We start from the raw sequence: 25,712 nt of genomic DNA on the forward strand, positions 1-25,712 counted from the left end.
CCGGAACAGCCTCCGCGCGTGCTGCTCAGCCGGAAAGGGCGCCGGCGGCCGGTTCCTTCTGCTTGAACACCAGTTTGTCGCCCTCCACGGTGACCTGCACCGGCTCGCCCTCGTGGATGGTCCCGCGCAGGATCTCCTCGGCCAGCGGATCCTCCAGGTACCGCTCCACCGCACGGCGCATGGGCCGCGCACCATACTGCGGATCGTAACCCTTCTGGACGAGGAATTCCTTGGCCGCGGCATCCAGCTCCAGCCGGATGTTCCGCTGCTGCAACCGGCTCAGCACCTTGCCCACCTCCAGGTCGAGGATGGCAATCAGATCCTGCTTGTTCAGCGGCCGGAACACGATCACGTCGTCCAGCCGGTTCAAGAACTCCGGCCGGAACACCCGCTTGGCCTCGTCCAGGATCTTTTCCCGGATCCGTTCGTAGGTCATCTCCTCGCTGGCCGGACCGAAGCCGATCGTGCCCTGCCGGCGGATCACCTCCGAACCCACGTTCGAGGTCATCAGGATGATCGTGTTGCGGAAGTTCACCACCCGACCCACGTTGTCGGTCAGCTTGCCCTCCTCCAGGATTTGCAACAGCATGTTCCAGACGTCCGGGTGGGCCTTCTCGATCTCGTCGAACAACACCACCGAGTACGGCTTGCGCCGGACCTGTTCGGTCAGCTGACCGCCCTCCTCGTAACCGACGTAGCCGGGCGGCGAACCGATCAGCCGCGACACGTTGAACTTCTCCATGTACTCGCTCATGTCGAGCTGGATGAGCGACTTGCTGTCGCCGAACAACTGCTCGGCCAGCGTCTTGGCCAGGAGGGTCTTGCCCACGCCGGTGGGACCCAGCAACAGGAACGACCCGATGGGCCGCCGCGGATCCTTCAGATCGGCCCGCGAACGGCGCAGCGCCTTGCAAATGGCGGTCACCGCCTCGTGCTGGCCCACGATGACCTTCTCCATCTCGGCCTCCGTGGCCAGCAGGCGCTGCATCTCGCCCTCGGCCATCCGCTGCAGCGGAATGCCGGTCCACTTGGACACGACCTCCAGGATGTCCTCCTCGTCCACGCGGACGCGCTTTTCCTCCCGGGTCATCCGCCAGTCGCGCAGCAGGGCCTCCAGTTTTTCCTTGGCCTGCTTCTCCTTGTCGCGCATCGCGGCCGCACCCTCGAAATCCTGGTTCTTGATGGCCTGTTCCTTGGCGGCCTTGATCTCTTCGATCCTGGCCTCGAGGGCCTTGATCTCCGGCGGCCGGATCATCGTGCTGATGCGCGCACGCGAACCCGCCTCGTCCATCAGATCAATGGCCTTGTCGGGCAGGTACCGGTCCGTGATGTAGCGCACCGAATACCGCACGGCCGCTTCCAGCGCCTTGTCGGTGTATTCGACCTTGTGATGTTCCTCGTACTTCGGCCGCAGCCCCTTCAGGATGAGAACCGTCTCCTCCGGCGAGGGTTCATCCACACGGACCGCCTGGAACCGCCGCTCCAAGGCCGCGTCTTTCTCGATGTACTTGCGGTACTCGTTCAGCGTGGTGGCGCCGATGCACTGCAGTTCGCCCCGGCTGAGGGCCGGTTTGATGATGTTCGAGGCGTCCATCGTGCCCTCGGCCGAGCCGGCCCCCACGATGGTGTGCAGCTCGTCAATGAAGAGGATCACGTTGCGCGAGCGCCGGATCTCGTCCATCACGGCCTTGATCCGTTCCTCGAACTGGCCGCGATACTTCGTGCCGGCCACCATCAACGCCAGGTCCAGCGTGATCAGCCGCTTGTCGCGCAGGATCTCCGGCACGTTGCCGGCCGCGATCTCCTGCGCCAGTCCCTCCACGATGGCCGTCTTGCCCACGCCGGCCTCCCCGAGAAGCACCGGGTTGTTCTTCGTGCGCCGGCAAAGGATCTGGATCACCCGCTCGATCTCATTGCGCCGGCCGATCACCGGATCCAGCTCGCCCCGGCGGGCGATCTCGGTCAGATCCCGGCCGAACGCCTTCAGGGCGGGCGTTTTCACCTCGGCCTTCCGACCTGCCGCGGGCTTCTCCATCGGTTCCCCGCCGGATTCGTCCTGTTGCGAGGCAAAGTTCGGATCCAGCTCGCGCAGGATTTCCTGGCGGGTCTGCTCCAGATCCACGTCGAAACTCTTCAACACCTTGGCCGCCACACCGTCGCCCTCGCGCAGCAGGCCCAGCAGGATGTGTTCGGTGCCGACGTAGCTGTGATTGAGCGCCTTGGCCTCTTTCTGGGCCAGCGCCAACACCTTCTTCACGCGGGGCGTGAACGGGATGTTCCCCATCATCTTCTGGTCCGGACCCGTGCCGACCAGCTTTTCCACCTCCATCCGGACCGACTCCAGGTCAAGGCCCATGCGTTGCAGGACGTTGACAGCCACGCCCTGCCCCAGCTTCAGCAGACCGAGGAGCAAATGCTCCGTGCCCACGAAGTTGTGGTTGAATCGGTCAGCTTCCTTCCGCGCCAGCGCCAGCACCTGCTGCGCACGCGGCGTGAAGTTGCTCATGGACTCTTCGCTCATAGCCACGTTCAAGTTGCGCCATGCATTCCGCTTTGTCCAGTGCGGCGCCCGGATTCGCTGGCTTGGCGCAGGTGGTTCACTCGCCGCACCGCTTCATTCTGTCGGACAACTGCCGCCCGAACTGAAGCGGTACGTTCATCCTCGCACTCCCGCACGAGGATCCGCCACCCTCGCGCCGCGGATGCCCGGCCCGGTCGCACCCCTCTGCACCCCCTCCGGTTTCCGGCTCCGCCCCTGCAGCCAAGTCGCGCACCGGCTCGAACGCCTCACCGGGCAGACGGTTGCAGGGCCTGATGCGACCTTCGCCGCCAAGATGCACAGTTTGCATCCATCCTTCAAGTCCCGTCCCCACCCGCTGCCACCGGGAAATCCCCGGTGGATCCAAATCCGCCATCCGCCGCCCGGCCGCCGCGGTCGCCGAAGTCTGCCACCGTCTCCTCCGGACGCGGCACCTGAAAAAACCTGCCTCTGTTCCCCCGGCGGCTCGCTGTGCACGCCCGGTGCCACACAGGCCCGCTCCACCCGAAAGGCGGCATGACCAGAATTGGGCATTGGCCGAAACAGACCTCCCAGGCAATCTGGTCGCAACCGAATCGGTCCCGATCGAGTTCGGTCTGCTGCGCGGCAACCTGCGGGGTCCGCGCGGGTCAACAACCCCAATGGCACGTCCGAGGAAAAAAATGAAAGACCCGGCCACATCCGCGAGATCCCGGCCCTCGTTCCGTCCGCTTTTGCGTGCCACCATCCGGCGGTTCATCCCGGGCATGCTGCTCGCACTCGCCGGCCTGACCCCACCCGCACGCGCTGACGACGTCTGGCCGCCGATTACCCGGCAAACCCGGCCGTGGACGTATTGGTGGTGGATGGGCAGTGCGGTGGACCAGACCAACCTCGTCCGTGAATTGACCCGTTATCGTCAGGCCGGGCTCGGCGGCGTGCACATCATCCCCATCTACGGCGCCAAAGGATGGGAGGACCGATACATCCCCTATCTGAGTCCGGCCTGGCTGGAGATGCTGGACTTTACCGTCCGCCAGGCGGCGAAGCTCGACCTGGGCGTGGACATGACCACGGGCACCGGCTGGTGCTTCGGCGGCCCGCGGGTCGCAGCAGACGAAGCCAACGCGCTCGTGGAAACCCGGGAGTTCAAGCTGGAGGCCGGAGAACGCCTCGACGTCGTCTTCGATCGCACCCAGCTCCAGGCCCTGATGGCCTTCGGACCGGAAGGTCGGCGCGTGGATCTGCTGGACCGCCTGGCCGAAAATGGGACGCTGGACTGGAGCCCTCCCTCGGGTTCCTGGCAGGTCATCGCGGTATCCCAACGTTTCTCCGGACAACGCGTGAAACGCGCCGCTCCGGGTGGCGAGGGCCCCATGCTCAATCTCTTCGAACCCCGCGCCATGACCAACTACCTCCGATGGTTCGACGAGGCTTTCGACAACTACCGCGGTGCCATGCCGCGCGCCCAGTACCACGACTCCTACGAATACCGCTGTGACTGGGCACCCTCCCTGTTCGAGGAGTTCGAAAAACGCCGCGGATACCGGCTCCAGGACCATCTGGACGCCTTCGTCCACGGCGAACCGGCCGACCGCGCCGCACGCGTCAAATCCGACTACCGCGAGACCCTCTCGGACATCATGGCCGAAGTCACGCTCCCCCTCTGGACCGACTGGGCGCACCGACACGGATGGATCACCCGCAACGAGGCCCACGGATCGCCCGGTAACTGGATTGACCTCTACGCAGCCGCCGACATCCCGGAGACCGAAATGTTCCACCGCGACCGGAACCGGCTCCTCTGCAAGTTCGCCTCCTCGGCCGCGCACCTCACCGGCCGGCCCCTGACCAGCAGCGAGACCGGCACCTGGTTGGCCGAGCATTTCACCGAGACCCTCGGTCAGATGAAGGAGCTCCTCGACGACCTCTTCCTCAGCGGCGTCAACCACATCTTCTACCACGGGACGTGTTATTCCCCCGACGAGGTGCCCTGGCCCGGCTGGCTCTTCTACGCCAGCTTCCAAATGAACCCGCGCAATCCCATCTGGCGCGATGTGCCGGCACTGAATCTCTACGCCGCCCGGTGCCAGGCCGTCCTGCAGTCCGGCCGCCCCGATAACGACCTGCTGCTCTACTGGCCCGTCCACGACCTGTGGCACGACCCCTCCGGCACCGCCCGCAACCTCACCATCCACGCCCGCGACTGGTTCGAAACGCGGCCCATCGGACAAACCGCCCGGCAACTCTGGGACGCAGGCTATGCCTTCGACTACGTCTCCGATCGGTTTCTCCAAAAGGCCTCGGCACAGGCGCGCCGTGTGCACCTCTCGGGAGGCAGCTGGCGCGGCGTGGTGATCCCGCCCTGCCAGCACATGCCCCTGCCCACGCTCCAAAAGCTGATCCAACTGGCCGAAGCCGGCGTGCCCGTCTTCTTCGCCGGCGGCCTGCCCGCCGACGTGCCCGGCTGGGCGGACCTGGACAACCGCAGGGTCCGGTTCAACGAACTCTGCGCCCACGCCCGGAGGCTTGCGAACCGGGAGGAACCCTGCCTTTACATCGGCCGACTCCCATCAGCCCTGACCGCCGCGGGCATCCCGAGGGAGTCCATGGTGGAAGAGGCCGGCCTGCTGTTCATCCGGCGCGCCCTCCCCACGGGCCACTACTACTTCGTCGCCAACCGCTCCACAGACGAGGCCTTTGAAGGATGGATCACACTGGGCCGGCCCGCCCGATCCGTGCGCCTGCTCGACCCCATGACCGGCCGGTTCGGCGCACCTCCCCAGGCGCCCGCCGGCCCCGATCACGTCGCCCTCTATCTCCGCCTCTGGCCCGGTCAATCCTGCATTCTTCAAACGGCTCCCACCCCCTTCGACGATCCGCCATGGACCTGGTGGACAGCCGCAGGCCCCGCCTTCACGCTCCGGGGTCGCTGGAGGGTGGAGTTCATCAGCGGCGGGCCCACCCTGCCCGCGGCCTACGAAACCGAAACCCTCGGTTCCTGGACCGACGGCGACGACCCGGAACGCAAACGCTTTGCCGGAACGGCCCGTTACACGCTCCAGTTCGATGCTCCGGCATGGCAGGCCTCCCGTTGGCGGCTCGACCTCGGGGCAGTGGCCCAAAGCGCCCGGGTCAGGCTCAACGGCCGTGAACTGGGCACGTTGCTCCAGGCACCCTGGCAGGTCATCGTCGAAGACCTTCGTACCAGCCACAACCTCCTCGAAATCGAGGTCACCAGCGTCGCCGCCAACCGCATCCGCGACCTCGACCGCCGCGGGGTCCCGTGGAAAAACTTTCACGACATCAACTTCGTCAACATCAACTACCGACCCTTCAACGCCGCCGACTGGCCCATCCGGGAGTGCGGCCTGCTCGGCCCGGTCACACTGACTCCCGTGGAACCGCAACGAACCAACCGCTGAGTCATGCACCCTCGACATCCGGCTCTTCGAACCTGCCTGCTCGCAGCCCTCCTCGTCGGCGCGGCGCCCGTCCCGGCCGCCCCGGCCGCGTCCGGGTCCGCGCCCGAACCCGTGGACCCCTCCGTGCTCCAGCGCATCTACGAGGAGGTGAAAACCCCGTACAAATACGGCATCGTCCTGCGCCCGCCCCCGCGGCTGAAGGTGGATTGCCCGAATGTCTTCCGATTCGGCGGTCGCTGGTACATGGTCTACGTGCAGTTTGAAAACGACCCCGAGGGGTACACCACGCAACTGGCCGTCAGCGACGATCTTCTCCACTGGCAGCCGCTCGGAACGATCCTCGAACGCGGAGCCCCGGGCAGTTGGGACGCCGCCAACGCCGCCGGGGGGGTGGCTCTCGTGGACCCCGACTGGAACGGCAGCCACGCGCTGTTTTCGTACGAGGGAGCCTTTTGGATGACCTACATCGGCGGGCCCCAGCCGGGCTACGAAAAACCCCCGCTGAGCATCGGCCTGGCCCACAGCCGGCATCCGGCCCAACCCCGGCCCTGGACCAAACTGCCCGCACCCATCCTGCGCGCGGATGATCCGGATGCCCGGCCCTTTGAATCGGGCGTGCTCTTCAAAAGCCACGTCATCCGCGACGATTCCCTCTCGTTGGGCGCCCCGTTCGTCATGTTCTACAACGCCCGTCCCGAACGGGGCGACGAAACCATCGGCATCGCCCTCTCCGACGACCTCCGCACCTGGCGCCGCCTCGGCACCGAACCCGTCCTCTCCGCCTCGCGTCCGGCCCACCTCAAACACGGCGTGATTTGCGGCGACCCCCAGACCGTCCGCATGCACGGACACTGGGTCATGTTTTATTTCGGCGCGTTTTGGAAACCCGGCGCCTTCGACACATTCGCCGTCTCCCGCGATCTCCGCCATTGGACCCCTTGGACCGGCCCTGACCTGGTCGCGCCCTCCGAGCCCTGGGACCGCGAGTTCGCCCACAAACCCTGGGTGCTCAAACACGACGGCGTGGTCTACCACTTCTACTGCGCCGTCGGCGACCAGGGCCGCGTCATCGCCCTGGCCACCTCGCGTGATTTGCGGGCCGAACCTCCCGCGCCGCCGGCCGACAGGCGTCCCACGCTCTGGCTCATCGGGGATTCCACCGTCCAAACCACCACCCCCGGCCAGATGGGTTGGGGCACGCAGCTGCCGCTGTTCTTCGACACCAACGCCGTTCGCATCGTCAACCGCGCCCGCGGCGGCCGCAGCAGTCGAACCTTCCTCACCGAGGGCCTCTGGGACAAGGTCCGCGCCGAACTGCGGCCCGGTGACTTTGTCCTCATGCAGTTCGGGCACAACGACGGCGGACCTCTCGACGAGGGCCGCGCCCGCGCCAGCCTCCGTGGCACCGGCACAGAAACCGTCGCCATCACCAACCGCACCACCGGCGTCAGGGAAACCGTCCACACCTACGGAGCCTACCTCCGCACCTACATCCGGCAGACACGGGAACACGGCGCCACGCCAATCGTGCTCTCACCCGTCCCACGCAACCGCTGGGAAACCGGCCGCGTGTTGCGCAACCGGGAGGATTACGGCGGCTGGGCCGCCACCGTCGCCCGTGAAGAGGGCGTGCCGTTCGTGGACCTGAACGATCTGGTGGCCCGCCACTATGAGAGCGTGGGACCCGAACTCGTGCGGAACCGCTACTTCCGCGAAGGCGATCACACGCACACGACACCGGAAGGGGCCAGGGTCACCGCCGCCGTTCTGGCCCGTGCCCTGGCCGAACGGAAGGATCTGCCCCTCTCGCAGTGGATCCGACCGCCCGAAGACCCAACCAGGCCCTGACCTTTCAACCTCCATTCCCATCGCCATGAAAAGCGGAATCCCCATGAACATCGATCGAATCATCCGCAGACTTGCGTGCGCCGTCCTCGGCGTCTCTCTCACCACCACCACCGCAGCGGCCCTGCGCATCGAACCGGGTCCACCGCCCGGACCGCGGCCGGAACCCCCGCCGGGTGAACCCCTCGGGGTTGTCCGGCTTGAATCCCCCCATTTGCAGCCCCTGCAGGGCGACCGGGCCCTTTCTCTGGATCGTTTGTTCTTCGTCACCCCCCGGGGCCGGGTCTGGCTCCCGCGCGAACTGAGTCTCACCGCCCAGGCCGATGGCAACCGGACCATGGAACGCACCTGGACAGCCCCGGAAGGCCGCACCGTGCGTATCCGCGTTGAAAACGACGGATCCCACTTCCGCGTGCGCCTTCGTGCCGAGCCGGCCGATGACGTGCTCGGCTGGGGCGCCAGCATCCTCGTCGGACCCGGGGAATACTTCACCGGCCTCATGGAACGGGTCGTGGACGGCCCCCAGCAGGCATCCTGGGCCCCGGGCATCCAGGCGGCCATGAACCTGCGCGGCCAGACCGTGGACATGATCCTCAAACCCACCACCTCGGTGTACGCACCGTTCCACCTCTCCTCACGCGGGTACGCCGTGCTCGTCGAAACTGAATGGCCGGGCTTTTACGACTTCTGCGTGACCGACACCAACCGCGTCCATCTGGGCTTTGAAGGACCGCACCTGACCCTGCGGGTGTACACCGCCCCCGCTCCGGCAGACCTCGTCAAGGCCCACGCGCTCGAAACCGGGCCACCCGTCCTGCCGCCCCGCTGGATGTTCCGTCCCTGGCGCTGGCGCGACGAACACCGGCAACGCGACACCTACTACGACGGCACACCGGTGACCGGCCCCTTCAATTCGGAAATGATGGAAGACATCCTCATGATGCGCGCCTTCGGCATCCCGTGCGGCGTCTATTGGATTGATCGTCCGTGGGGACCGGGCCGACTCGGCTACGACGATTTCGAAATCGACCCCAGGCGCCTCCCCAACTTCGCCGATTCCATCCGTTGGCTGGCCGAGCAGGATATTCGGATGGTCCTCTGGATCGGGCCCTTCTACCAGGGCCACATGGCCACCAATGCACTGGAACGGGGCTGGAACCTTCCCGGACAACCCCCGTGGCCTAACAACTGGCCCTTGGTGGACTTCACCCATCCCGCCGCGCGCGCCTACTGGCAGGAGGGGGTCGCCAAACTGCTCCGGCTCGGCGTGGCCGGGTTCAAACTCGACCGTGCCGAGGAAGACATCCCCGAAACCGGCCCCTGGCGCGTGCACGACGGCCGGTCCATCCGGCAAAACCGCAACATCTATCCGGTTCTCTATCTCGAGGCGGCCCATGAAGTGGCCCGCAAATACCGCGGCCACGATTTCGTCCTCATGCCACGGGCCGCCTACACCGGCAGCACCCGATACGGCGTCTTCTGGGGAGGCGACATCGGCGGGACACAGGAAGGTCTGCGCGCCTCCATCATCGCCGTTCAACGGTCGGCCGTCATGGGCTATCCCTTCTGGGGCTCCGACACCTGCGGCTACAACCAGCAACTGCTCGAGCAGGAAGTCTGCGCCCGCTGGCTGGCCTTCAGCTGTTTCACCCCCATCTTCGAGGTCGGCCCCACCCGCAACGTCGGATTCTGGAACCTGCCGCGCGACCCCTCCTACGACACCGTCCTCATCGCCGCCTGGCGCCTGTACGCCCGGCTCCACGACCGCCTCGCCGACTACGGCTGGGCCGCCGCCCTCGAAGCCCATCACACCGGCATGCCCGTGGTACGGCCCCTGTTTCTGCTCGATCCCGGTGCACCGGCCGCATGGTCCAACTGGTGGACCTACGCCTACGGCCCGGACCTGATCGTCTCACCCATCTGGGAAAAAGGCCGGCGCCAACAGGAGGTCTACCTCCCCTCCGGACATCGCTGGCGCGACGCCTGGCATCCCGGGCGCATTCACGACGGCGGTCAGACCATCACCGTCACCGCTGAAATTCACCAGATCCCCATCTTCATCCGCGAGGGTTCCCCGCTCGAATTGGGCGACCTCAACCGCGAATGGCAGGACGCTCTCCGAATCGCCGAACAACGTCCCGACCTCAAAACGCTCGACGCCGAGGTCCGGCTGTGGTTCGAATCCCGCAAGAACCATCCGCGTCACCCGTGAAGATGACCAACTCCCACAAACTCCGTGAACATGCCCCGGCCGGGCCGTTCCACCTTGCCTGTGCGGTCCTGCTCCTCGGGAGCCTCCTCACGCACGCGACACAGCCGACCCGCCAACCCGCTCCCAAACCACTCTACCGCGATCCGGTCCACGACGGCGCCGCCGATCCGGTCGTCGTTTGGAATCCCCACCGCCACCGCTGGTGGATGTTCTACACGAACCGCCGCGCCAACGCCACCAACGCACCCGGTGTTTCCTGGGTCCACGGCACCCGCATCGGCATCGCCGAATCGCCCGACCACGGCCGTTCCTGGCATTACCTCGGCACCGCCGACATTCAACTGCCGCCCGGGTACGGCGGGGACCAGTCCACCCACTGGGCGCCCGAAGTCATCACCGACCCGGACGGGCTCCACCACATGTTCCTCACCGTCGTGCCCGGGATCTTCACCGACTGGAACCATCCCCGCGCCATCGTTCACCTCACCAGCACCAACCTCCGCTCCTGGCACTATCAGCAGCGCCTGCAGCTCGCCTCCGACCGCGTCATCGACGCCTGCGTGCTCCGCCTGCCGGACGGCACCTGGCGCCTCTGGTACAACAACGAACGTGACCGCAAATCCATCTACTTCGCGGACAGCCCCGATCTCCGCAGCTGGACCGACCGCGGCAAAACCGTCGGCGATCAACCCGGTGAAGGCCCCAAGGTCTTCCGCTGGCACGATCACTACTGGATGATCACCGACGTCTGGCGCGGCCTGGCCGTCTACCGCTCCACCAACGCACTCGACTGGACGCGGCAACCGCACGACCTCCTCGCCCAACCCGGTCAGGGCCCCGACGACGGCGTCATCGGCCAGCACCCCGATGTCGTCGTCTCCGGCCATCGCGCCTTCCTCTTCTACTTCACCCATCCCGGCCGCCGCGGCCCCGACGCACGCAGGGACGGCTACGAACAGCGCCGATCCTCCATCCAGGTCGTCGAACTGCTCTACACCAACGGCTGGCTCCACTGCGACCGCGACGCACCCACCTACATCGAACTCGTCCCGCCACCTCCGCTCACCGCCCTGCCGGCGCCCTTCCCGGTACGGATCGAGGTGGACACCGCCCGGCCCGGACAGCCCTGGCCGCCTGTCTGGCGCTTCTTCGGCTGCGACGAGCCCAACTACGTCTACATGCCCAACGGCCGCAAACTGCTGGCCCGCCTCGGCGAACTCCGGCCCGACCAGGTTTATTTCCGATCCCACAACCTCCTCACCAGCGGCGACGGCACGCCCGACCTGAAATGGGGTTCCACCGGTGCGTATCGCGAGGACGAACAGGGTCGGCCCGTTTACGACTGGACCATCCTCGACCGCATCTTCGACACCTACCGCGAATGCCGCGTCCGGCCCTACGTTCAGATCGGTTTCATGCCCCGGGACCTCTCCGTCCGGCCCGAACCCTACCGGCACCACTGGCGACCCGGCATGCCTTACGACGCCATCTACACCGGCTGGGCCTACCCGCCCAAGGATTACCAGAAATGGGCCGATCTGGTGTACGCCTGGGCCCGCCATTGCGTGGAACGATACGGACCGGAAGAGGTCGAACAGTGGTACTGGCAGGTCTGGAACGAACCCAACATCGGTTACTGGCAGGGCTCGCGCGAGGAGTTCTTCCGTCTGCACGACCTGGCCGTGGACGCCGTCCGTCGCGCCCTGCCCACCGCACGCGTCGGCGGACCTGACGTGGCCGGCAGCGGCGGCCGGTTCATGGAAGCCTTCCTTGAACACTGCCTGCGCGGCACCAACCACGCCACCGGGGGGCGCGGCACCCCGCTGGATTTCGTCTCCTTCCACGCCAAGGGCGCACCCGTCCACACCAACGGCCACGTCCGCATGGGCCTGCACGTGCACCTCCGGACCATTCGCGACGGGTTCCAACTGCTCAACCGTTTCCCCGAACTCCGCAACACCCCGGTTGTCATCGGTGAGTCCGATCCCGAAGGATGCGCCGCCTGCCAGGGGCCCCAACTGGGTTACCGCAACGGAACCCTCTACGCCTCGTACACCGCCGCCAGCTTCCCCCGCATCCTCGAACTGGCCCACCGGCATCAGATCCGGCTCGAAGGCGTCCTCACCTGGGCCTTCACCTTCGAAGACCAGCCACCTTTCGCAGGGTTCCGCCAGCTGGCCAGCGACGGCATCGACCTGCCCGTGCTCAACGTCTTCCGCATGTTCAGCCGCATGGACGGCCGCGAACTGCCCGCCCACAGCACCGGCGCCGTCCCGCTCGACACCATCCTCCGCCACGGCGTGCGCGAGGCGCCCGACGTGGGCGTCGTGGCCACCGGCTCCACAAACAGCCTTCACCTCCTGGTCTGGCACTATCACGATGACGACCTGCCCGGCCCGCCGGCCCATGTCACACTCATCCTCGGCGGTCTGCCGGCGTCCTGGACACACCTGAAACTCCTCCACCACCGCGTGGACGACGAACACAGCAACGCCTACGCCGAGTGGATCCGCCTGGGCCGGCCCAACCCGCTGACACCTGAACAACGCGCCCGGCTCGAGGCCGTCTCCGCCCCGACCCCATACGAACCGCCGCGCCCCCTGAGCGCGGACGGCGGCGAGGTGTCGATCGAGTTCGTCCTGCCCCGTCAGGGTGTCTCCCTCCTCAGCTTCGTGCCTTCCGACTCTTGACGGGGCCTTCGTGGCTGCGCGCCATATCGGGGGACCTGCAAAGGCTCGAAGAAATAAGGCTGCATCCGCACCTTTCATCATGGCTCGCTGCACGCCGCAGGAACCCCGCGGCTCCGGAGCCTCTGCGCGGCCCGACCCATTCCCCGGCCCGCAAACCCCCTCAAACCGGACCGGCGGCCCATCCGGAAACCACCCGGCCGGACCTTGCCCTTTTGCCGAAGTTTCATACCTTGACACCGCATCGGGTGATTTGCGGATTTCGGCCCGCAAGCGCCCTCACGGGAATCGGCACATGAGCTTCCGTTTCTGGCGCAGAGTTCGCATTCTGCCGGGTCTCACCCTCAACCTCAGCAAGTCCGGAGCATCCCTCTCTGTGGGACCCCCCGGCGCGAAACTTACTTTTGGACCCAAAGGCACCCGCGCGACTGTCGGCATCCCCGGCACCGGGATGTACTACACCACGACGATGCCCAGGGCCAAAACCACCGGCAACCGGACAGCTTCGGTCCAGCCGGTCTCCCTACCCAACCTCAAGGACAAGCTCACCCTGGGTTTCTTCGAGCGCCTGGTCACGCCCAACGACGAGGAAGCGTTCGTGGACGGATGCCGGGAACTCGTTTTCGGTTCCAGAAGCGCCGCGCTGGAGCATTTCAAACGGGCCCTTCACCTGGCGGATTGCGCCTTCTGCGCCGGCCTGCTGGCACTGGAACAGCGACAATACGCGTCGGCCGTCGAATGGTTGAAAAGGGCCGCCCAAAACGCAGCCGGCCTGGGCAGGCTCTTCGCCAAATACGGCCTGACGAGCCTGACCGAGCTTCCCATCACGGAAACGCTGCGAGCCTGCATCCAGCCCGACCTGTGCGGCACCTGGCTGGCCCTTGTGGAAGCCTACCAACAAACAGGCCAGGTACGGGAGGCCCGATATTGCCTTGAACAACTGCTCCGACTCGCACCCGATGACCCCGTGGTCCGCGTCTCACTGGCCGAAGTGCTCTGGGAAGCCGCTCCCAACGACCCTGACCACGCCAGGCAGATCCTGGAAGTCACGGGTAACCTGGGCAACGACACGCCGGTTCACACCGCGCTGCTCCTCTACAAGGCACGCGCCCTTCGCGCGCTGGGCTTGTACCAGGGCGCATGCGAGGTTCTGAACCTCGCTCTTCGACGCAAACAGGATCGCCCGGAAGACCTGCTCCGGGCGCTCCGTTACGAGCGCGTCCTGGTGTACGAGGCCCTCGGCCAGGCCGCCCGGGCCCGCCGCGAGCTCGAATGCATCTACGCCGAGGATCCCGACTACCAGGACGTGGCCGCCCGACTCGGCCTCTGAAGAACCGTGCAACATGACCTCCTCCCCGGTGCCTCGAACTGCCACCCTGTCCCCGGAGGTCCGCAACCGCGCACGCGGCTGTCTCCTGGGCCAGCTCGCCGGCGACGCGCTCGGGAGCCAGGTTGAGTTCCTTGACCCCGGAGAAATCCACCAACTCCATCCCACGGGCCTGCGCGACCTGCAGGACGGGGGAACCTGGGACACAATCGCGGGCCAACCCACGGATGATTCGGAAATGGCCCTCGCCCTGGCACGTTGCCTGGTGCGACATCGGCGGTATGACGCCCGACTGGTTCGATCCGCATATTGCGCATGGCTTGAGTCCGGACCGTTCGACTGCGGACGGACCGTCCGGCGGGGATTGAAGGGCGCCCCGGACCCGGAAAGCCAGGCCAACGGCGCACTGATGCGCATCAGTCCCCTCGGCATCTTCGGCGCCTTTGTTCCACCAGAGACCCTGGCATCCTGGGCCCGCGCGGACGCCGCCCTCACCCATCCGCATCCCGTTTGCGTCGAGGCCAACGCACTGTTCGCCTGCACCCTGGCCCGCGCGATCGCCACCGGTCCCACCCCGGAATCGCTCTATGCCGACCTGCTTGCCCGGAGCCGGGCACCAGCGGTCCCCGCCCCTTTGCAGCAGGCCGTCCTCGACGCCCGCACTGCCCCGCCACCAAACTTCCTACACCAGGGAGGCTGGGTCCTGATCGCCTTCTCAAACGCCATCTACCAGCTCCTCCACGCATCCACACCCGAAGAAGCGATCGTGGACACGGTCATGCGCGGGGGCGACACGGACACGAATGCCGCCATCTGCGGCGCCCTGTTGGGCGCCGTGCACGGCGTGGAAGCTCTGCCCGGTCGCTGGGTCCAAACCATCCTTCAGTGCCGGCCTGACGCCGCGTGTGCCGGGGTGCACCAGCCGCGGCCCCGCGTCTACTGGCCGGTGGACGCCCTCGAACTGGCCGACGCCCTGGTTTTGGGCCCTTCCTCCACCGGCACCGTCTGAAACGCTCCCGCCCCCCACGCACGGACCCGGCCCGGCCACTGCTTGACCATCCCCCGGCCCTGGATTACGACTTCCGACGTCGAGCATCGTAATATGCAGGATCCGGACAAAACCCTGGCCCGCGAAGTGCTCCTGGCCTTTTGGAAGGTTCACATCCTCCATCACGCCGCCACCCGGCCGGTGCACGGCCAATGGATGATTACCGAACTGCGCCGGCATGGTTACGACATCAGCCCCGGCACGCTCTACCCCCTGCTCCGCCGCATGGAGCGACTCGGCTGGCTCAAGAGCAAAACCGACCCCCGCGGAGGCAAGCGCGCCCGCAAGGATTATCGCCTCACGCCGGCAGGGGCCAGGATCCTGGTCCAGCTGCGACAACAGATCCGCGAGCTGTACGCGGAGGTCGTCGCAGAAGCCAACGCTTGAGGTCCCATGAACCTCCGACCCTTTCTCGAGACACCCTCCACCATCCGGAGGCTTGAATGACACCATGAACTCCCGATCCGAACCCCAGGGTCCCCCGGCGAGCGCCCGTTGCCCGGCCGGGCTGGCCCGGCTCTGTTCCAGTCGGATGCCGGCGTCCGTCACTCTGATCCGCCTGATGGTGGGCGCGGTCTTTCTCTCCGAGGGCATCCAGAAGTTCCTGTTTCCAGCCGAGGTCGGCAGCGGGCGTTTTGCGCGGATCGGCCTGCCGCACCCGGAGCTGCTCGCCCCGCTGGTGGGAGGGTTCGAAGTGGTTTGCGGCGCTCTGGTCCTGCTCGGCCTGCTGACACGTCTGGCGGTGATCCCGCTGCTCGTGATCATGGGCGTGGCCCTGGCCACCACCAAGATCCCGATCCTGTTGGAATCCGGCTTCTGGAAAATGGCGCACGAGGCCCGCACCGACTTTGCCATGACCTTGGGCAGCCTTTTTCTGCTCCGGGTGGGCGCGGGCTCCTGGTCGCTCGATGCCCGACTGGCTGCCCGTCTCTCCCGCCAACCATCCACCAGGGAACACTCACCATGAACACCTGCGTACACCAGCAAAACCAATCGCCGCACCCGTCGCCCGGCCAGATCCCGGAGACGCGAGGGGAAACCCTGACCAACCGGCCCCCCGGCTGCCGCGGTGCATTCCGGCGCCTCGGTTCCTGCCGCGCACCTGTCCGCCCCGGACGAAGATGGGTCCCTCCGTTGGCTCTCACGGCCGCAGCATCGGCAGTGCTCGCCCTGACGTGCGGATGCAGCACCGCCCTGCGGGAGCCGCCCGGCAACCTTCACCAGACCGTGGCCCCGAAGGCTTTCTACCTGCCCAACGCCGAGGCGTCCCAAATCGTCAGTGTCAGCACCAACCAGCTGGCTGCCGTCGAAATCCCGGTCCACACCCAGCACGTGGCCGTGAAGGAAGGAGGACCGCAGGAGACGATCGAGCGGTTCGGAGAGGTGTACGCGTTCGTGCCGAGTTTCTTTGCGGTTCACCGCAACGAACCGACGCGCATCCGATTCCGGAATCTCCAGCCCGACGACCACCATGGTTTCATGCTGATGGATCCGCGGGGACGCGTATTGATGAACCTCTGGCTGCCACCACTGGAGGAGCTCAGCTACGTTTTCACCTTCCACGAGGAAGGGCTTTACCGCTTCGTCTGTTCCTTTCATCCCACCGTCATGTGGGGCCAGCTACTGGTGTTACCCGCGCGAGTCGGCGAATGACGAAGAATGTGCGGACCCGGCGGAGGCGCGAGCTGTGCCGGCTGGCGTGGTTGTTTCTGCGCCTGGGTGCCACGGCCTTCGGCGGGCCGGCGGCCCATATCGCGCTGATGCGCGAGGAGGTCGTCCGGCGCAGGAGTTGGTTGACCGACCGGGAATTTCTGGACCTGCTCGGAGCCACCCAGCTCATCCCGGGGCCCAACTCCACCGAGATGGCCATGCACATAGGCTGGCGCCGCGCGGGGATGCCCGGACTCCTGGTGGCGGGCATCTGTTTCATTCTCCCCTCCGCGCTGATGGTCACGGCCCTGGCCCGGGCCTACGTACGGCTGGGACATCTGCCTCAGGTCGAAGCCCTGCTCCACGGGGTGAAACCGGTGATCCTGGCGATCGTGGCACGGGCGCTGTGGGATCTGGGCCGGCAAGCCATCCAGACCCCGATGCTGGCCGTCATGGCCGCATGCGCGGCTGCCCTGGCCGTGACCGGCCTGCACGAGCTGACGGTTCTGTTCGGCACCGCCGCAGCGGTCGCTGTGCTGTCCCGGGTCGGTCCGGGTGTGAGAGGTCGCACGGGGCCTGCCTGGGCAGGGTTTCCCTTCGCGGGCGCCGCGGCGGTCGCCACAGAGGTCGCCGTGGCGCCTGTCGGCCTGGGGCCGTTGTTTTTGTTCTTCCTCAAGGTGGGCGCGGTGCTCTTCGGCAGCGGTTATGTCCTGCTGGCCTGCCTGCGCGCCGATCTGGTCGAACGCTGGCAGTGGTTGACGGAGGCGCAGTTGCTGGACGCCGTTGCGGCGGGTCAGGTGACGCCCGGACCGGTACTCACCACCGCCGCCTTCGTCGGATATCTCCTGGCAGGATTGCCGGGCGCGGCAGTCGCCACGGCCGGCATCTTTCTTCCCGCCTTTGTGCTGGTCGCCCTCACGGCCCGCGTGATCGAACGACTGCGAACGTGGCCGCTGTTGGGCCGGTTCCTCGACGGATTGAACGTGGCCTCGTGGGCCCTGATGGGCGTCGTCACCTGGCAGCTGGGACGCACCGCTCTTTCGGATGCATGGACGGTGATGCTCGCCGGCGTCCCCGCAGTCATGCTGTTTGTTACACGACTCAACCCCACCTGGTACATTCTGGCCGGCGCACTGCTGGGTCTTACCGCACAAACGTCGGATGAAACAAAATGAACGCGGACGACAGGGCCTTTTGGAACATCCGCTATGAACAGGGCCGCACACCGTGGGACGCGGGCGGTGTGCCCGGGCGGCTTCTGCAATGGCTCCGACAACACCCGGGCACCGGCAGGGTCCTGATCCCCGGCTGCGGCGCGGGCCACGAGGTCCGGGCCTTCATCGAGCACGGCTGGGATGTGCTGGCCGTGGACTGCGCACCTGCCGCAGTGGCACGCGCTCGAGCCGTCCTGGGCCCGCTCGGAGACCGGGTGCTGTTGGCCGACTTTTTTTCCTGCCCCCTTGGCCCCGCATTCGACGTGGTGTACGAAAGGGCGTTTCTCTGCTCGTTTCCTCCGGAGCGGTGGCCGGCGTGCGTGGCACGGATTCACCGGTGCCTCCGCCCCGACGGGCTGTGGCTCGGCTTCTTCCTCTACGGGCAGGAGGATGAACCTCCTCCCTACCCGCTCACCGAAGCGGATGCCAGTCGGCTCATCGGCACGGCGTTCGCCAGGCTGGAGGACGAGTCGGTCCACGAATCCGTGCCGGTGTTCGCGGGACGGGAAAGATGGCAGGTCTGGCAGAAACGTGTGGCCGCGAGCAAGCACGCCGGGTGCGCGGGCTGAATCTGCCTCTGCATGCCCTTCACGGTGCGGCCACAACCCGGGACGGCGGTTCTGTCAGGGTGCCTTTGCGTCTGGCCCGGCCGGATGCCCACCCGGCCTCTGCCCATGCGACAGAATCCATCGGCGCGGTTCCCGGGCCCTTCGATTCACGCGGCCAACCAACCGTGATGACAGACAAGCCCGTGCCAACCGCAGGCAGGTTTGTCTTCAACCTGCCCGGGCCCGTTCCGCCCGGGGAATGACCGGCCTGACCCCCTCGGGCACCTGCCCGCGGATCGTAGAAACACCTCGGCCGGGGCCGCACCTCATGAAGTCGTCCCGCCGGCCTCGGTCGAGGTGCGTTGCGAGGTGGGATTCAACTGCAGGCGCCGCCGGAATTCCGTCGGCGTCAGGCCCGTATGCTTGCGGAAGAAATGGCTGAAATAGAATTCGCTCGAAAAGTTCAACTGGGCCGCGACGTCCTTGATGGACAGACGGGAATCGGCGAGCAGCAGCCGGGCCTGGTCCAGACGAACCCGCTGGATGTTCTGGTGAATGGTTCCCTGTCCGCACTTGCGGAAAAGGGCTCGCAGGCCGGAGTAACTGACCCGTGCCACGGCCGCCAATTCGCGTGCCTTCCAATCCTTCAACGGATTGGCCGCCAGGGCGTTCAACACACGCACCACCGGCGCCGGCAGTTCGGTCTCCGGCGAAACCAGCAGACCCCGCGACATCAGCAACTGCCCCAACAGCTCGTTGATGTGCATGTGCACCTGCCATTCCCACCCCAATGGCCGCCGTCGCGCCAGCCGCCAGAGGTTGTGATAGACGGACCGCACCCGCTGCGCGTCGTCCAATTGAAATTCCGGTTGAGCCGAAGAGTTCAACGTCTCGTGCCAGAACTCCAGCCCCGGCCCGCCAAACCGCACCCCGGTGATCGTGAGATATCCGTTGGGCTGGGGGATGTACGTGCGTGGCCGGCTCATGTCCAGCAGCCAGACCTTCCGGCCCCGCTCCACCGCCCACCGCCGATCCATGTACTCCACCCAACCGGAGCCCGACTGCACCCAGAACAGGTGCGCACCGGGCTTCTCGTAGGGTTCGTGATGGTCGGGTTGTTCGATCCGACGCGAACCGATGGAGTACAAGTGCCAGAGCAACCGCCGCGCCACCCGCGAAGGCTCGGCAAACGTCAGGTTGCTGCTCTGATCACGGCGCAGAGGCATGCCGGTCTTTTACCAAAGCCCAAACCGAACTGTCCACCTCCGGCACCAGAAGACCCCGTTCAGCCGGCAGGACCCGTCGCCCGGATCGAGAAGTCTCCCATCAACAGTTGCGCGCAACCGGCATCCTCCGGGCCTGACTTGGCCAACCAACGAAGGCCCACCCCGCCCGCGTCACACAGGGGCAACCGCCAGAGCCGAAGAGCAACAGCCGGTCATCATTCCCCCTTCTTGAACAACTCGCCCAACCCGCGCGTGACCTTCCTGGCCGCCTCGACCGCCTCCTGGCCCACCGAACCCGCCGCTTTCGTGGCCTCTTTGCCCAAGGAGGTCACCGCTTCGGCCGCCGCACCGGCCGTCCCTTCCACCAGAGCGGCCAGAACCTTCTGCGCCAACTCAGCTCCGGTGATCCCTTCAGGACCCGTCCCCAGATTCTCCAACACAATGTCAGGAACCCGCACCGGAACCGTCCCGCCCAACGCCGTGGCGCCCACCCGCACACGGGCCCCTCTGAGCACAAACTTGTCCACTTGGAGTTTGCGCTCGCCCGTAGACGGAGTCGGCTCCGTCCCGGCGGTGTCGGTCCCCCCGGTTGCCGCTTCCACGTTGGCCAGGATTTTTTTGAGATTGTTGCCGCCCGGACCCAGTTCCAGGGTGATTTCGGGCGAATCCACCTCGATCATCCGGATGTGGACCTTGTCGCGAAGGACCGACGCCGGATCGAGATCCACCCGCGCCATCTCCACCCGGATGGCGTGCGGGGTCTTGTATCCCTCCGGATTGCCCACCACCAAACCGCGTACCTCGCCCCGGCCGGACCAGGGCGACAAACCCACGTCCTGCAATTGGATGCTGACACCGGCGATCTGCGGTCCCCACGTTTCCACCGCGCCCTTGACCATGCGACCGAGGAACACACCGGCCACCACCAGCACCGCAGCGAGAATCACCACCAGTGCCACAGCAGCCCACAACAGCTTCTTTTTCATGGTCTCGATCCTTTCTCGGGAGATTCGCTGTCCCAGCATGCTCCGGTTGCCGTCTCGTGGCAAATGGAAATCTTTGTCGCGCGGACGGTTGGACCATGCGGTAACAGCCCTCCATCGAGCTGATTCCGACAGGCACAGCCAGCCGGTCACACCTCGGGCGGGAAGCCGGCCGGCCACCGCAAGCGCACAAAACAGACGAACCCCGGAAGGGCCGGTCCCCTCCGGGGTCGCCTTTACCGTGTGCGCAGTCGGAACCCAACCTCAACGTGTGGCGCGAATGCGGAAGAACCGCTGCTGCCCCTCCACGGGAACGGCGAGCGAGATGCTCGAGCCATCACTACCCACCGGATCGCCCACGGCCTCCCACGAACCCGTTGCCAGTGCGTTCCGGGCTTCGAGCTGGTACTGCACACCCGATTCGCCGGGGAATTCGATCCGCAAGACCTCACCCTGACGGGTGATCGTCAACCGAACGGGCGTCGGACCGGGCCCGATCTCCATTCCATCGCTCGTCAGAACACCCACCCGCCAGAGAAAGCTCCAACCGCCAGCCCAGTTCCAGTCTCCGAACGCACCCCGGTAGGTCACCGGCTCGAAAAACCCGTCGGCGGGCGGGGTCAGACTGCTCGGTCCCCGGGCCGGGCTGCCCGGTTGCGGTCTCGGATCCAGTCCGCCGTCCGGCTGCCGGCTGATCCCGCGCAACTGCGGATCCACCACGCGATTGGAGCGGCTGGTGTCCTCGAAAAACAGTGCCGCGTACGAGTCACCCCAGATCGGATCCGCGTTGAACGCCCACCAGAGGTTTTCCCGGATGTCCATCAGGCCGTTGATGGCGTACTGACCCGACTTGTCGTCGGTGATCCGCATGGCCACCCCGCCGAAGTCGGTGATGATACTGTTGTAAAGCCGCGGCGCGGCATAGACCCGGATGGTGAATCCCCGATTTCCGGAGCTGTTCGCGCCGGCACCGATCCAGGTTGCGTTCCAAATCTGGAAATTGGCCACGGGCGGGTTGCCCGCGTTGCTCTCGTTCGGTTCGCCGTTGAGCTCTCCGCCGTTGTCCTTTTTGCCCGGCTCCTGGATGGCGAACCAGAACTGGTGCCTGCCGTTGTGTCCCTGGTCGGTGTCGAAGGCATCGTCGTCATTGAAGGCGCTGATAAGGTACTTCGTGTTCACCGTCCCGCCGAAAAACTCAAAGCCGTCGTCGGCCGCGGCGAACACTTCCACGAACTCCACGACCGTGCCGTCCCCCACGCCGGCCAGGCTGAGCCCGTTCAGTTCCTTGTTCGGCAGAAACACCGTGCCTGCCCGCCGGATCGAGACATACCGCAGCACGCCGCTCGAATCGTGAGGGTCGTCCCCACCAAAGCGGTGTACGTACTGCCCGTCCACCTGCAGATCCGGCAGGCCCTCGAACACGTCATACTTGGGTCTGGCCGCGTTGCCGGCGGTGTCAATCGCCGTGTTGATGGGAGCCCGCCCCATGAGGACCACCCCGCCCCACAGGCCGCGCTCGTAAAGAGCCAGGGACTCCGGATCGTTCACGTCTTCCGCTTCGGCGGTGAAGATGATCGGACGTTCGCGCGTGCCCTCGGCAAAGATCTTGCCGCCGCGGGTCACGATCAGCGCCGCCGTGTCGGCGTCCTGGCCCGGCAGGCCCTTGATCACCGTGCCGGCCTCGATGTGCAACTCCGCCCCGTTCATCACATACACGAACTTGTCCAGGTAATAGGTGTTTGTGCTCCACCAGCGATGCACGCCGTGAAGCGGACCGGAAACGGTGACATCCTCCGCCCGGGCGCCAAGGCCCAGACCGAGTCCCAGAACCACGAGGGTTCCCCAGGTCGTACTGACGCGATTGCCTTTCATGGTCTTTCGAGTCCCTTGCATGAGCTTGATCCTCTTTGTTTCTTCTCCACCCCAACCATGACCCGGCGGGATCACAAAGCCGCGGCGATCGCGTGAAGACTCGGTGACAAAAACGAAGGCGCTTACCACTCGCAGGAAAGGCTCAGCCCGAACAACCGTCCGCGGTGGTACCGGTTGTACACAGCGGCCGAACCCTCGCCGTACGTACGTTCGATGGCCGGATCCAGAAGGTTTTTGGCCGTCGCCCGCAACTTCCAGTGCCGCCCCAATCGTTGATCCCAAATGAAGTCCAGGGACGGCGCCGGGTTCTCGTACACGTCCGGGGTGGCCAGTCCGGCGATGACAATACGGGGGCCGGCGATGTTGAAGGCCATCGTGAGCGTCGTGCCGGAGCGTGGCAGCTCCCAACTCAGATCCACATTCACGACATAGGGCGACTGATCGTACAGCGGCCGTGTGTCGGAGTCGTCCCCGATGAACTGGGTCCGGTTCAGGACCTCCTCGGAGCTCAGCTCGACGCTGGAGGCGATCCAGGCGGCGTTCAATCCGAAAGAGACGTTTTGCAGCTCCGCATGGAGAAAGCCCAGCCCCCGCCGGAGCTCCAGCTCCACACCGTAAACCTCCGCCGACGGCCGGTTCACGAACGAAACGATCTCGCCGCCGATGTTCACATACTGGCGCTCGATCGCCCCCGCCAGGTCCTTGTAGAACGCGCTGACCGAGACCACCTCACCCGGCGCCGGAAACCATTCCCAGCGCAGGTCGTAATTCCTGACGTCGGTCATGCCCAGCCGCGGGTTGCCCTCAAGAATTTCGTCGGTCACAGGATCGTAGCTGCGATAGGCGGCCAGTTCGCGAAACGTGGGTCGTGCGATCGTGTGTGCGTAGTGGAGGCGGACCTGCTGATGGGTCCGGATTTGCCATGTCAAACCCACGGCCGGCAGCCAGTCCTGCCCGTGCAGCACGGCTCGGTTCTCCGGCAGGCCGGTCGTTTCGTTGGCCACGTAGCTCACCGAATGGGCCTGCAGTTCCGTCTGCTCGAAACGCACACCGGCGGTGAGGCGCAGGCGTGAACCCAGCGGCACCTCCGCCATCACGTAGGCGGCCGGAATGGTCTGTTCAGCCTCGTACCGGCTTTCGCGCGTGCCGATGTAGCGGTTCCAGGTATAGCGCACGCGACCGTCCGCGTTCGTGACGGCCGTGTATCCCAGGCTTCCCGGCGGCAGGAAGGCATTCGCATCGCCCAGGAAGGGAAACGCGGCCGAGCGACCGAACTGTCCCTCGTAGAAGATCTCACGATCCTCGAAGGTCCGTTGGCTGCCGGACCAGGCCCCGCCCCATTTCAGCCGCCATTCGCCACCGCGGCCATCCATCCAGGGCAGCGTCAGATCGCCTTTGACATTGCGGTTGTCCTCCTCCAGATCGCGAAAGTAACGCGTCGGCTTCGAGGGAGTGGGCAGGGACTGATGATCGGGTTCGAAAAACGTGCCGTCGGTGCGGTAGTGGAAAAACCGGGCGTCCGGCTCCTCCTGCCGGGTCGCCGACAAGGCAGCCAACCAGTCCAGTTGCAGGTCACCGAGGCTGGCCAGCTTGTGCGCGCCGTTGAGCTGGAACGATCGCAGGCTGCGTTCCGTCCAGTGCAACCGGTGAAGCACAAACGTCAGGTCCGGATCGTCCGTGATGGTCCCGCGCTGCGTGCGGGCCACGAAATCGGCGTTCTGATTGTGGTAAAAGGTGAACGTCAGTTCCTGCTCCGGCAGGGGGCGCCACGCCAGGCTGGCCACCGCCGCCCAGCTCACCTCCTCGATTCCCTGGACATCGTGGAAGAGTTTGCGTGGGACGATCGTCTGCTGCAGCCCGGGGCCGTACCGGTTGTTGACCCCCTCCAAAAGGGTGAACTTCCTCTGATAGGTCAGGCCTCCGAACCATCCCCATGCCTGGTTCCCAAAAGGCACCGTGTCACCGGAGGTCAGGGAAAACGAATGATGGGGAGGCGCCCGGCCGGGCGTGGGGGCGAATTCCGGACTGCCCATCAGTCGCGTCAGCCGGTTGAGTTCCTCGGCATCGGCGATGCGACTCGCATACGCCGGGTTGGACGGCAGACCGCTGTTCGACACCGGCCGCGGCACCGTCAGTCCCGGCCGATCCAGCTCCGCCGGCAGGGCACGCGAGCCGTCGTCCATGCCCAACCAGTCCCACGACCCGCCCGAGGCCGTCGGGAAATCGTCCCGAAAAGTGGTCCGCGTGTTGCATTCAATGCCGGCGGAACTGCGGAACAGGAAATCCTCCGGGAAGCTGCGTGTCTTCAACAAGACGCCTCCCCCGGCGAAGTTGCCGGGCAAATCGGGCGTGAAACTCTTGGCCACCGTGACCGACTCGATCAACCCCGCCGGGAACATGTCCAGCGAGGCGGATCTCTTGTAGGGATCCGGCGACGGCATTTCCGCGCCGTTCAACAACACACCCACGTACCGCTCGTTCAGGCCGCGCACCACCGGATGCTTCCCGTCGGCCACGGTCACGCCGGGCACCCGCTCCAAAATGTCCGCCGCATCGCTCGCAGCCAGGCGCCCGAACTGCTCGGCACCCACGCTGTCCAACAGCGCGGCCGACTGCCGGCGCGTCTCCAGCAACTGTGCCGTCTGCTCGTTCATCTCGGGCGCCGTCACCACGTACTCCTCGCGTTCGTAAAACTCCGGCCGGAGGTTTGCCTCCAGACGCGAGACCTGCCCCCCGGCCACCAGCACGTCCGTCACCACCGTGCGGACATAACCCGGACGGCTGAGCACAATCACATGCCGGCCGGGCGGCACCGACACCAATCGGAACCGCCCCTCCGCATCCGTCACTGTGGCAAGCGTGGTCCCCCGGACCGAGACGGTGACCCCAGCCAGCGGCCCTGCGTCCCACGCCGAGATGACGCGACCCTCGATCGTTCCTTGGGAACCGGCGTCCTGCGCGAGGATCGGAACCAGGCAGGCTGCCATTCCCCACCACACCAACCAGGCACACAACCTCGTGAAAACCCGACGGGCGCCCACGAAAGACGGGCCGCCCCGCGACCGACCGGGCATCCGCACACCCCCTTCCACCGAGAGGCCTTGCTTCATCTGGCCCATCAAGCGGATCTCCTCCTTCATCTGGCCGCAACCTTCGC

16 protein-coding genes are annotated in these 25,712 nt (G+C 66.1%); 11 read left to right on the forward strand and 5 right to left on the reverse strand.

Annotated features, from left to right (window positions below; translation table 11 throughout):
* Nucleotides 1-25: 25 nt before the first annotated feature.
* The gene (locus ACPDIX_RS04585; RefSeq protein ID WP_423430605.1) at nt 26-2,521 is read right to left on the reverse strand and encodes an ATP-dependent Clp protease ATP-binding subunit; all 2,496 of its coding nucleotides are present in this window, start codon (nt 2,519-2,521) and stop codon (nt 26-28) included.
* A 764-nt stretch (nt 2,522-3,285) separates the two neighbouring features.
* Between ACPDIX_RS04585 and ACPDIX_RS04590 the strand changes: the two genes are divergently transcribed.
* The 11 genes from ACPDIX_RS04590 (at nt 3,286) to ACPDIX_RS04640 (ending at nt 18,495) form a co-directional block, all read left to right on the forward strand.
* Nucleotides 3,286-5,943: a glycosyl hydrolase gene (locus tag ACPDIX_RS04590; RefSeq protein ID WP_423430606.1), complete on the forward strand. Its 2,658-nt coding sequence runs from the start codon at nt 3,286-3,288 to the stop codon at nt 5,941-5,943.
* 3 nt (nt 5,944-5,946) lie between these two features.
* The gene (locus ACPDIX_RS04595) at nt 5,947-7,791 is read left to right on the forward strand and encodes a GDSL-type esterase/lipase family protein (RefSeq protein WP_423430607.1); all 1,845 of its coding nucleotides are present in this window, start codon (nt 5,947-5,949) and stop codon (nt 7,789-7,791) included.
* Nucleotides 7,792-7,834: 43 nt separating this feature from the next.
* A complete protein-coding gene (locus tag ACPDIX_RS04600; RefSeq protein WP_423430608.1) occupies nt 7,835-10,000 on the forward strand; it encodes a glycoside hydrolase family 31 protein in 2,166 nt (721 codons plus the stop codon).
* Nucleotides 10,001-10,002: 2 nt separating this feature from the next.
* The gene (locus tag ACPDIX_RS04605) at nt 10,003-12,690 is read left to right on the forward strand and encodes a GH39 family glycosyl hydrolase (RefSeq protein ID WP_423430760.1); all 2,688 of its coding nucleotides are present in this window, start codon (nt 10,003-10,005) and stop codon (nt 12,688-12,690) included.
* A gap of 292 nt (nt 12,691-12,982) precedes the next feature.
* Nucleotides 12,983-14,017, forward strand: a complete 1,035-nt coding sequence (locus tag ACPDIX_RS04610; RefSeq protein WP_423430609.1) for a DUF4236 domain-containing protein — start codon at nt 12,983-12,985, stop codon at nt 14,015-14,017.
* A gap of 13 nt (nt 14,018-14,030) precedes the next feature.
* The gene (locus tag ACPDIX_RS04615) at nt 14,031-15,023 is read left to right on the forward strand and encodes an ADP-ribosylglycohydrolase family protein (RefSeq protein WP_423430610.1); all 993 of its coding nucleotides are present in this window, start codon (nt 14,031-14,033) and stop codon (nt 15,021-15,023) included.
* A 93-nt stretch (nt 15,024-15,116) separates the two neighbouring features.
* Nucleotides 15,117-15,449 (forward strand): PadR family transcriptional regulator, encoded by a 333-nt coding sequence (locus tag ACPDIX_RS04620; RefSeq protein WP_423430611.1) that lies wholly within the window; start codon nt 15,117-15,119, stop codon nt 15,447-15,449.
* A gap of 64 nt (nt 15,450-15,513) precedes the next feature.
* Nucleotides 15,514-16,029 (forward strand): DoxX family protein, encoded by a 516-nt coding sequence (locus ACPDIX_RS04625; RefSeq protein WP_423430612.1) that lies wholly within the window; start codon nt 15,514-15,516, stop codon nt 16,027-16,029.
* Between the two features lie 260 nt (nt 16,030-16,289).
* The gene (locus tag ACPDIX_RS04630) at nt 16,290-16,715 is read left to right on the forward strand and encodes a cupredoxin domain-containing protein (protein ID WP_423430613.1); all 426 of its coding nucleotides are present in this window, start codon (nt 16,290-16,292) and stop codon (nt 16,713-16,715) included.
* A complete protein-coding gene (gene chrA, locus ACPDIX_RS04635) occupies nt 16,712-17,887 on the forward strand; it encodes a chromate efflux transporter (protein ID WP_423430614.1) in 1,176 nt (391 codons plus the stop codon). Before ACPDIX_RS04630 ends, chrA begins: the two co-directional genes overlap by 4 nt.
* On the forward strand, nt 17,884-18,495 hold the full coding sequence (locus tag ACPDIX_RS04640; protein ID WP_423430615.1) for a methyltransferase domain-containing protein: 612 nt from the start codon (nt 17,884-17,886) through the stop codon (nt 18,493-18,495). Before chrA ends, ACPDIX_RS04640 begins: the two co-directional genes overlap by 4 nt.
* Nucleotides 18,496-18,800: 305 nt before the next feature.
* On the opposite strand, the gene ACPDIX_RS04645 is transcribed toward ACPDIX_RS04640, so the two are convergent.
* The 4 genes from ACPDIX_RS04645 to ACPDIX_RS04660 form a co-directional block, all read right to left on the reverse strand.
* Complete coding sequence (locus ACPDIX_RS04645; RefSeq protein WP_423430616.1) at nt 18,801-19,700, reverse strand: helix-turn-helix transcriptional regulator; 900 nt, start codon at nt 19,698-19,700, stop codon at nt 18,801-18,803.
* Between the two features lie 215 nt (nt 19,701-19,915).
* On the reverse strand, nt 19,916-20,686 hold the full coding sequence (locus ACPDIX_RS04650) for an AsmA family protein (RefSeq protein ID WP_423430617.1): 771 nt from the start codon (nt 20,684-20,686) through the stop codon (nt 19,916-19,918).
* 261 nt (nt 20,687-20,947) lie between these two features.
* Nucleotides 20,948-22,555, reverse strand: coding sequence for a T9SS C-terminal target domain-containing protein (locus tag ACPDIX_RS04655; protein ID WP_423430618.1), 1,608 nt, complete (start codon nt 22,553-22,555; stop codon nt 20,948-20,950).
* Between the two features lie 122 nt (nt 22,556-22,677).
* Nucleotides 22,678-25,695 carry a TonB-dependent receptor domain-containing protein gene (locus ACPDIX_RS04660; RefSeq protein WP_423430619.1) on the reverse strand — a complete coding sequence of 1,006 codons (3,018 nt, stop codon included), beginning with the start codon at nt 25,693-25,695 and terminating at the stop codon, nt 22,678-22,680.
* Nucleotides 25,696-25,712 lie beyond the last annotated feature (17 nt).

The organism is Limisphaera sp. 4302-co, from assembly GCF_049537155.1.
Classification (GTDB): Bacteria; Verrucomicrobiota; Verrucomicrobiia; order Limisphaerales; family Limisphaeraceae; genus Limisphaera.

Bases quoted from the DNA above. Each gene is read 5' to 3' on its own strand.
- ACPDIX_RS04660 (WP_423430619.1), bottom strand. From the start codon at position 25,695: ATGAAGGAGGAGATCCGCTTGATGGGCCAGATGAAGCAAGGCCTCTCG.
- ACPDIX_RS04640 (WP_423430615.1), top strand. From the start codon at position 17,884: ATGAACGCGGACGACAGGGCCTTTTGGAACATCCGCTATGAACAGGGC.
- ACPDIX_RS04650 (WP_423430617.1), bottom strand. From the start codon at position 20,686: ATGAAAAAGAAGCTGTTGTGGGCTGCTGTGGCACTGGTGGTGATTCTC.
- ACPDIX_RS04610 (WP_423430609.1), top strand. From the start codon at position 12,983: ATGAGCTTCCGTTTCTGGCGCAGAGTTCGCATTCTGCCGGGTCTCACC.
- ACPDIX_RS04600 (WP_423430608.1), top strand. From the start codon at position 7,835: ATGAACATCGATCGAATCATCCGCAGACTTGCGTGCGCCGTCCTCGGC.
- ACPDIX_RS04590 (WP_423430606.1), top strand. From the start codon at position 3,286: ATGCTGCTCGCACTCGCCGGCCTGACCCCACCCGCACGCGCTGACGAC.
- ACPDIX_RS04655 (WP_423430618.1), bottom strand. From the start codon at position 22,555: ATGAAAGGCAATCGCGTCAGTACGACCTGGGGAACCCTCGTGGTTCTG.
- ACPDIX_RS04620 (WP_423430611.1), top strand. From the start codon at position 15,117: ATGCAGGATCCGGACAAAACCCTGGCCCGCGAAGTGCTCCTGGCCTTT.
- ACPDIX_RS04595 (WP_423430607.1), top strand. From the start codon at position 5,947: ATGCACCCTCGACATCCGGCTCTTCGAACCTGCCTGCTCGCAGCCCTC.
- ACPDIX_RS04625 (WP_423430612.1), top strand. From the start codon at position 15,514: ATGAACTCCCGATCCGAACCCCAGGGTCCCCCGGCGAGCGCCCGTTGC.
- chrA (WP_423430614.1), top strand. From the start codon at position 16,712: ATGACGAAGAATGTGCGGACCCGGCGGAGGCGCGAGCTGTGCCGGCTG.
- ACPDIX_RS04605 (WP_423430760.1), top strand. From the start codon at position 10,003: ATGACCAACTCCCACAAACTCCGTGAACATGCCCCGGCCGGGCCGTTC.
- ACPDIX_RS04645 (WP_423430616.1), bottom strand. From the start codon at position 19,700: ATGCCTCTGCGCCGTGATCAGAGCAGCAACCTGACGTTTGCCGAGCCT.
- ACPDIX_RS04585 (WP_423430605.1), bottom strand. From the start codon at position 2,521: ATGAGCGAAGAGTCCATGAGCAACTTCACGCCGCGTGCGCAGCAGGTG.
- ACPDIX_RS04615 (WP_423430610.1), top strand. From the start codon at position 14,031: ATGACCTCCTCCCCGGTGCCTCGAACTGCCACCCTGTCCCCGGAGGTC.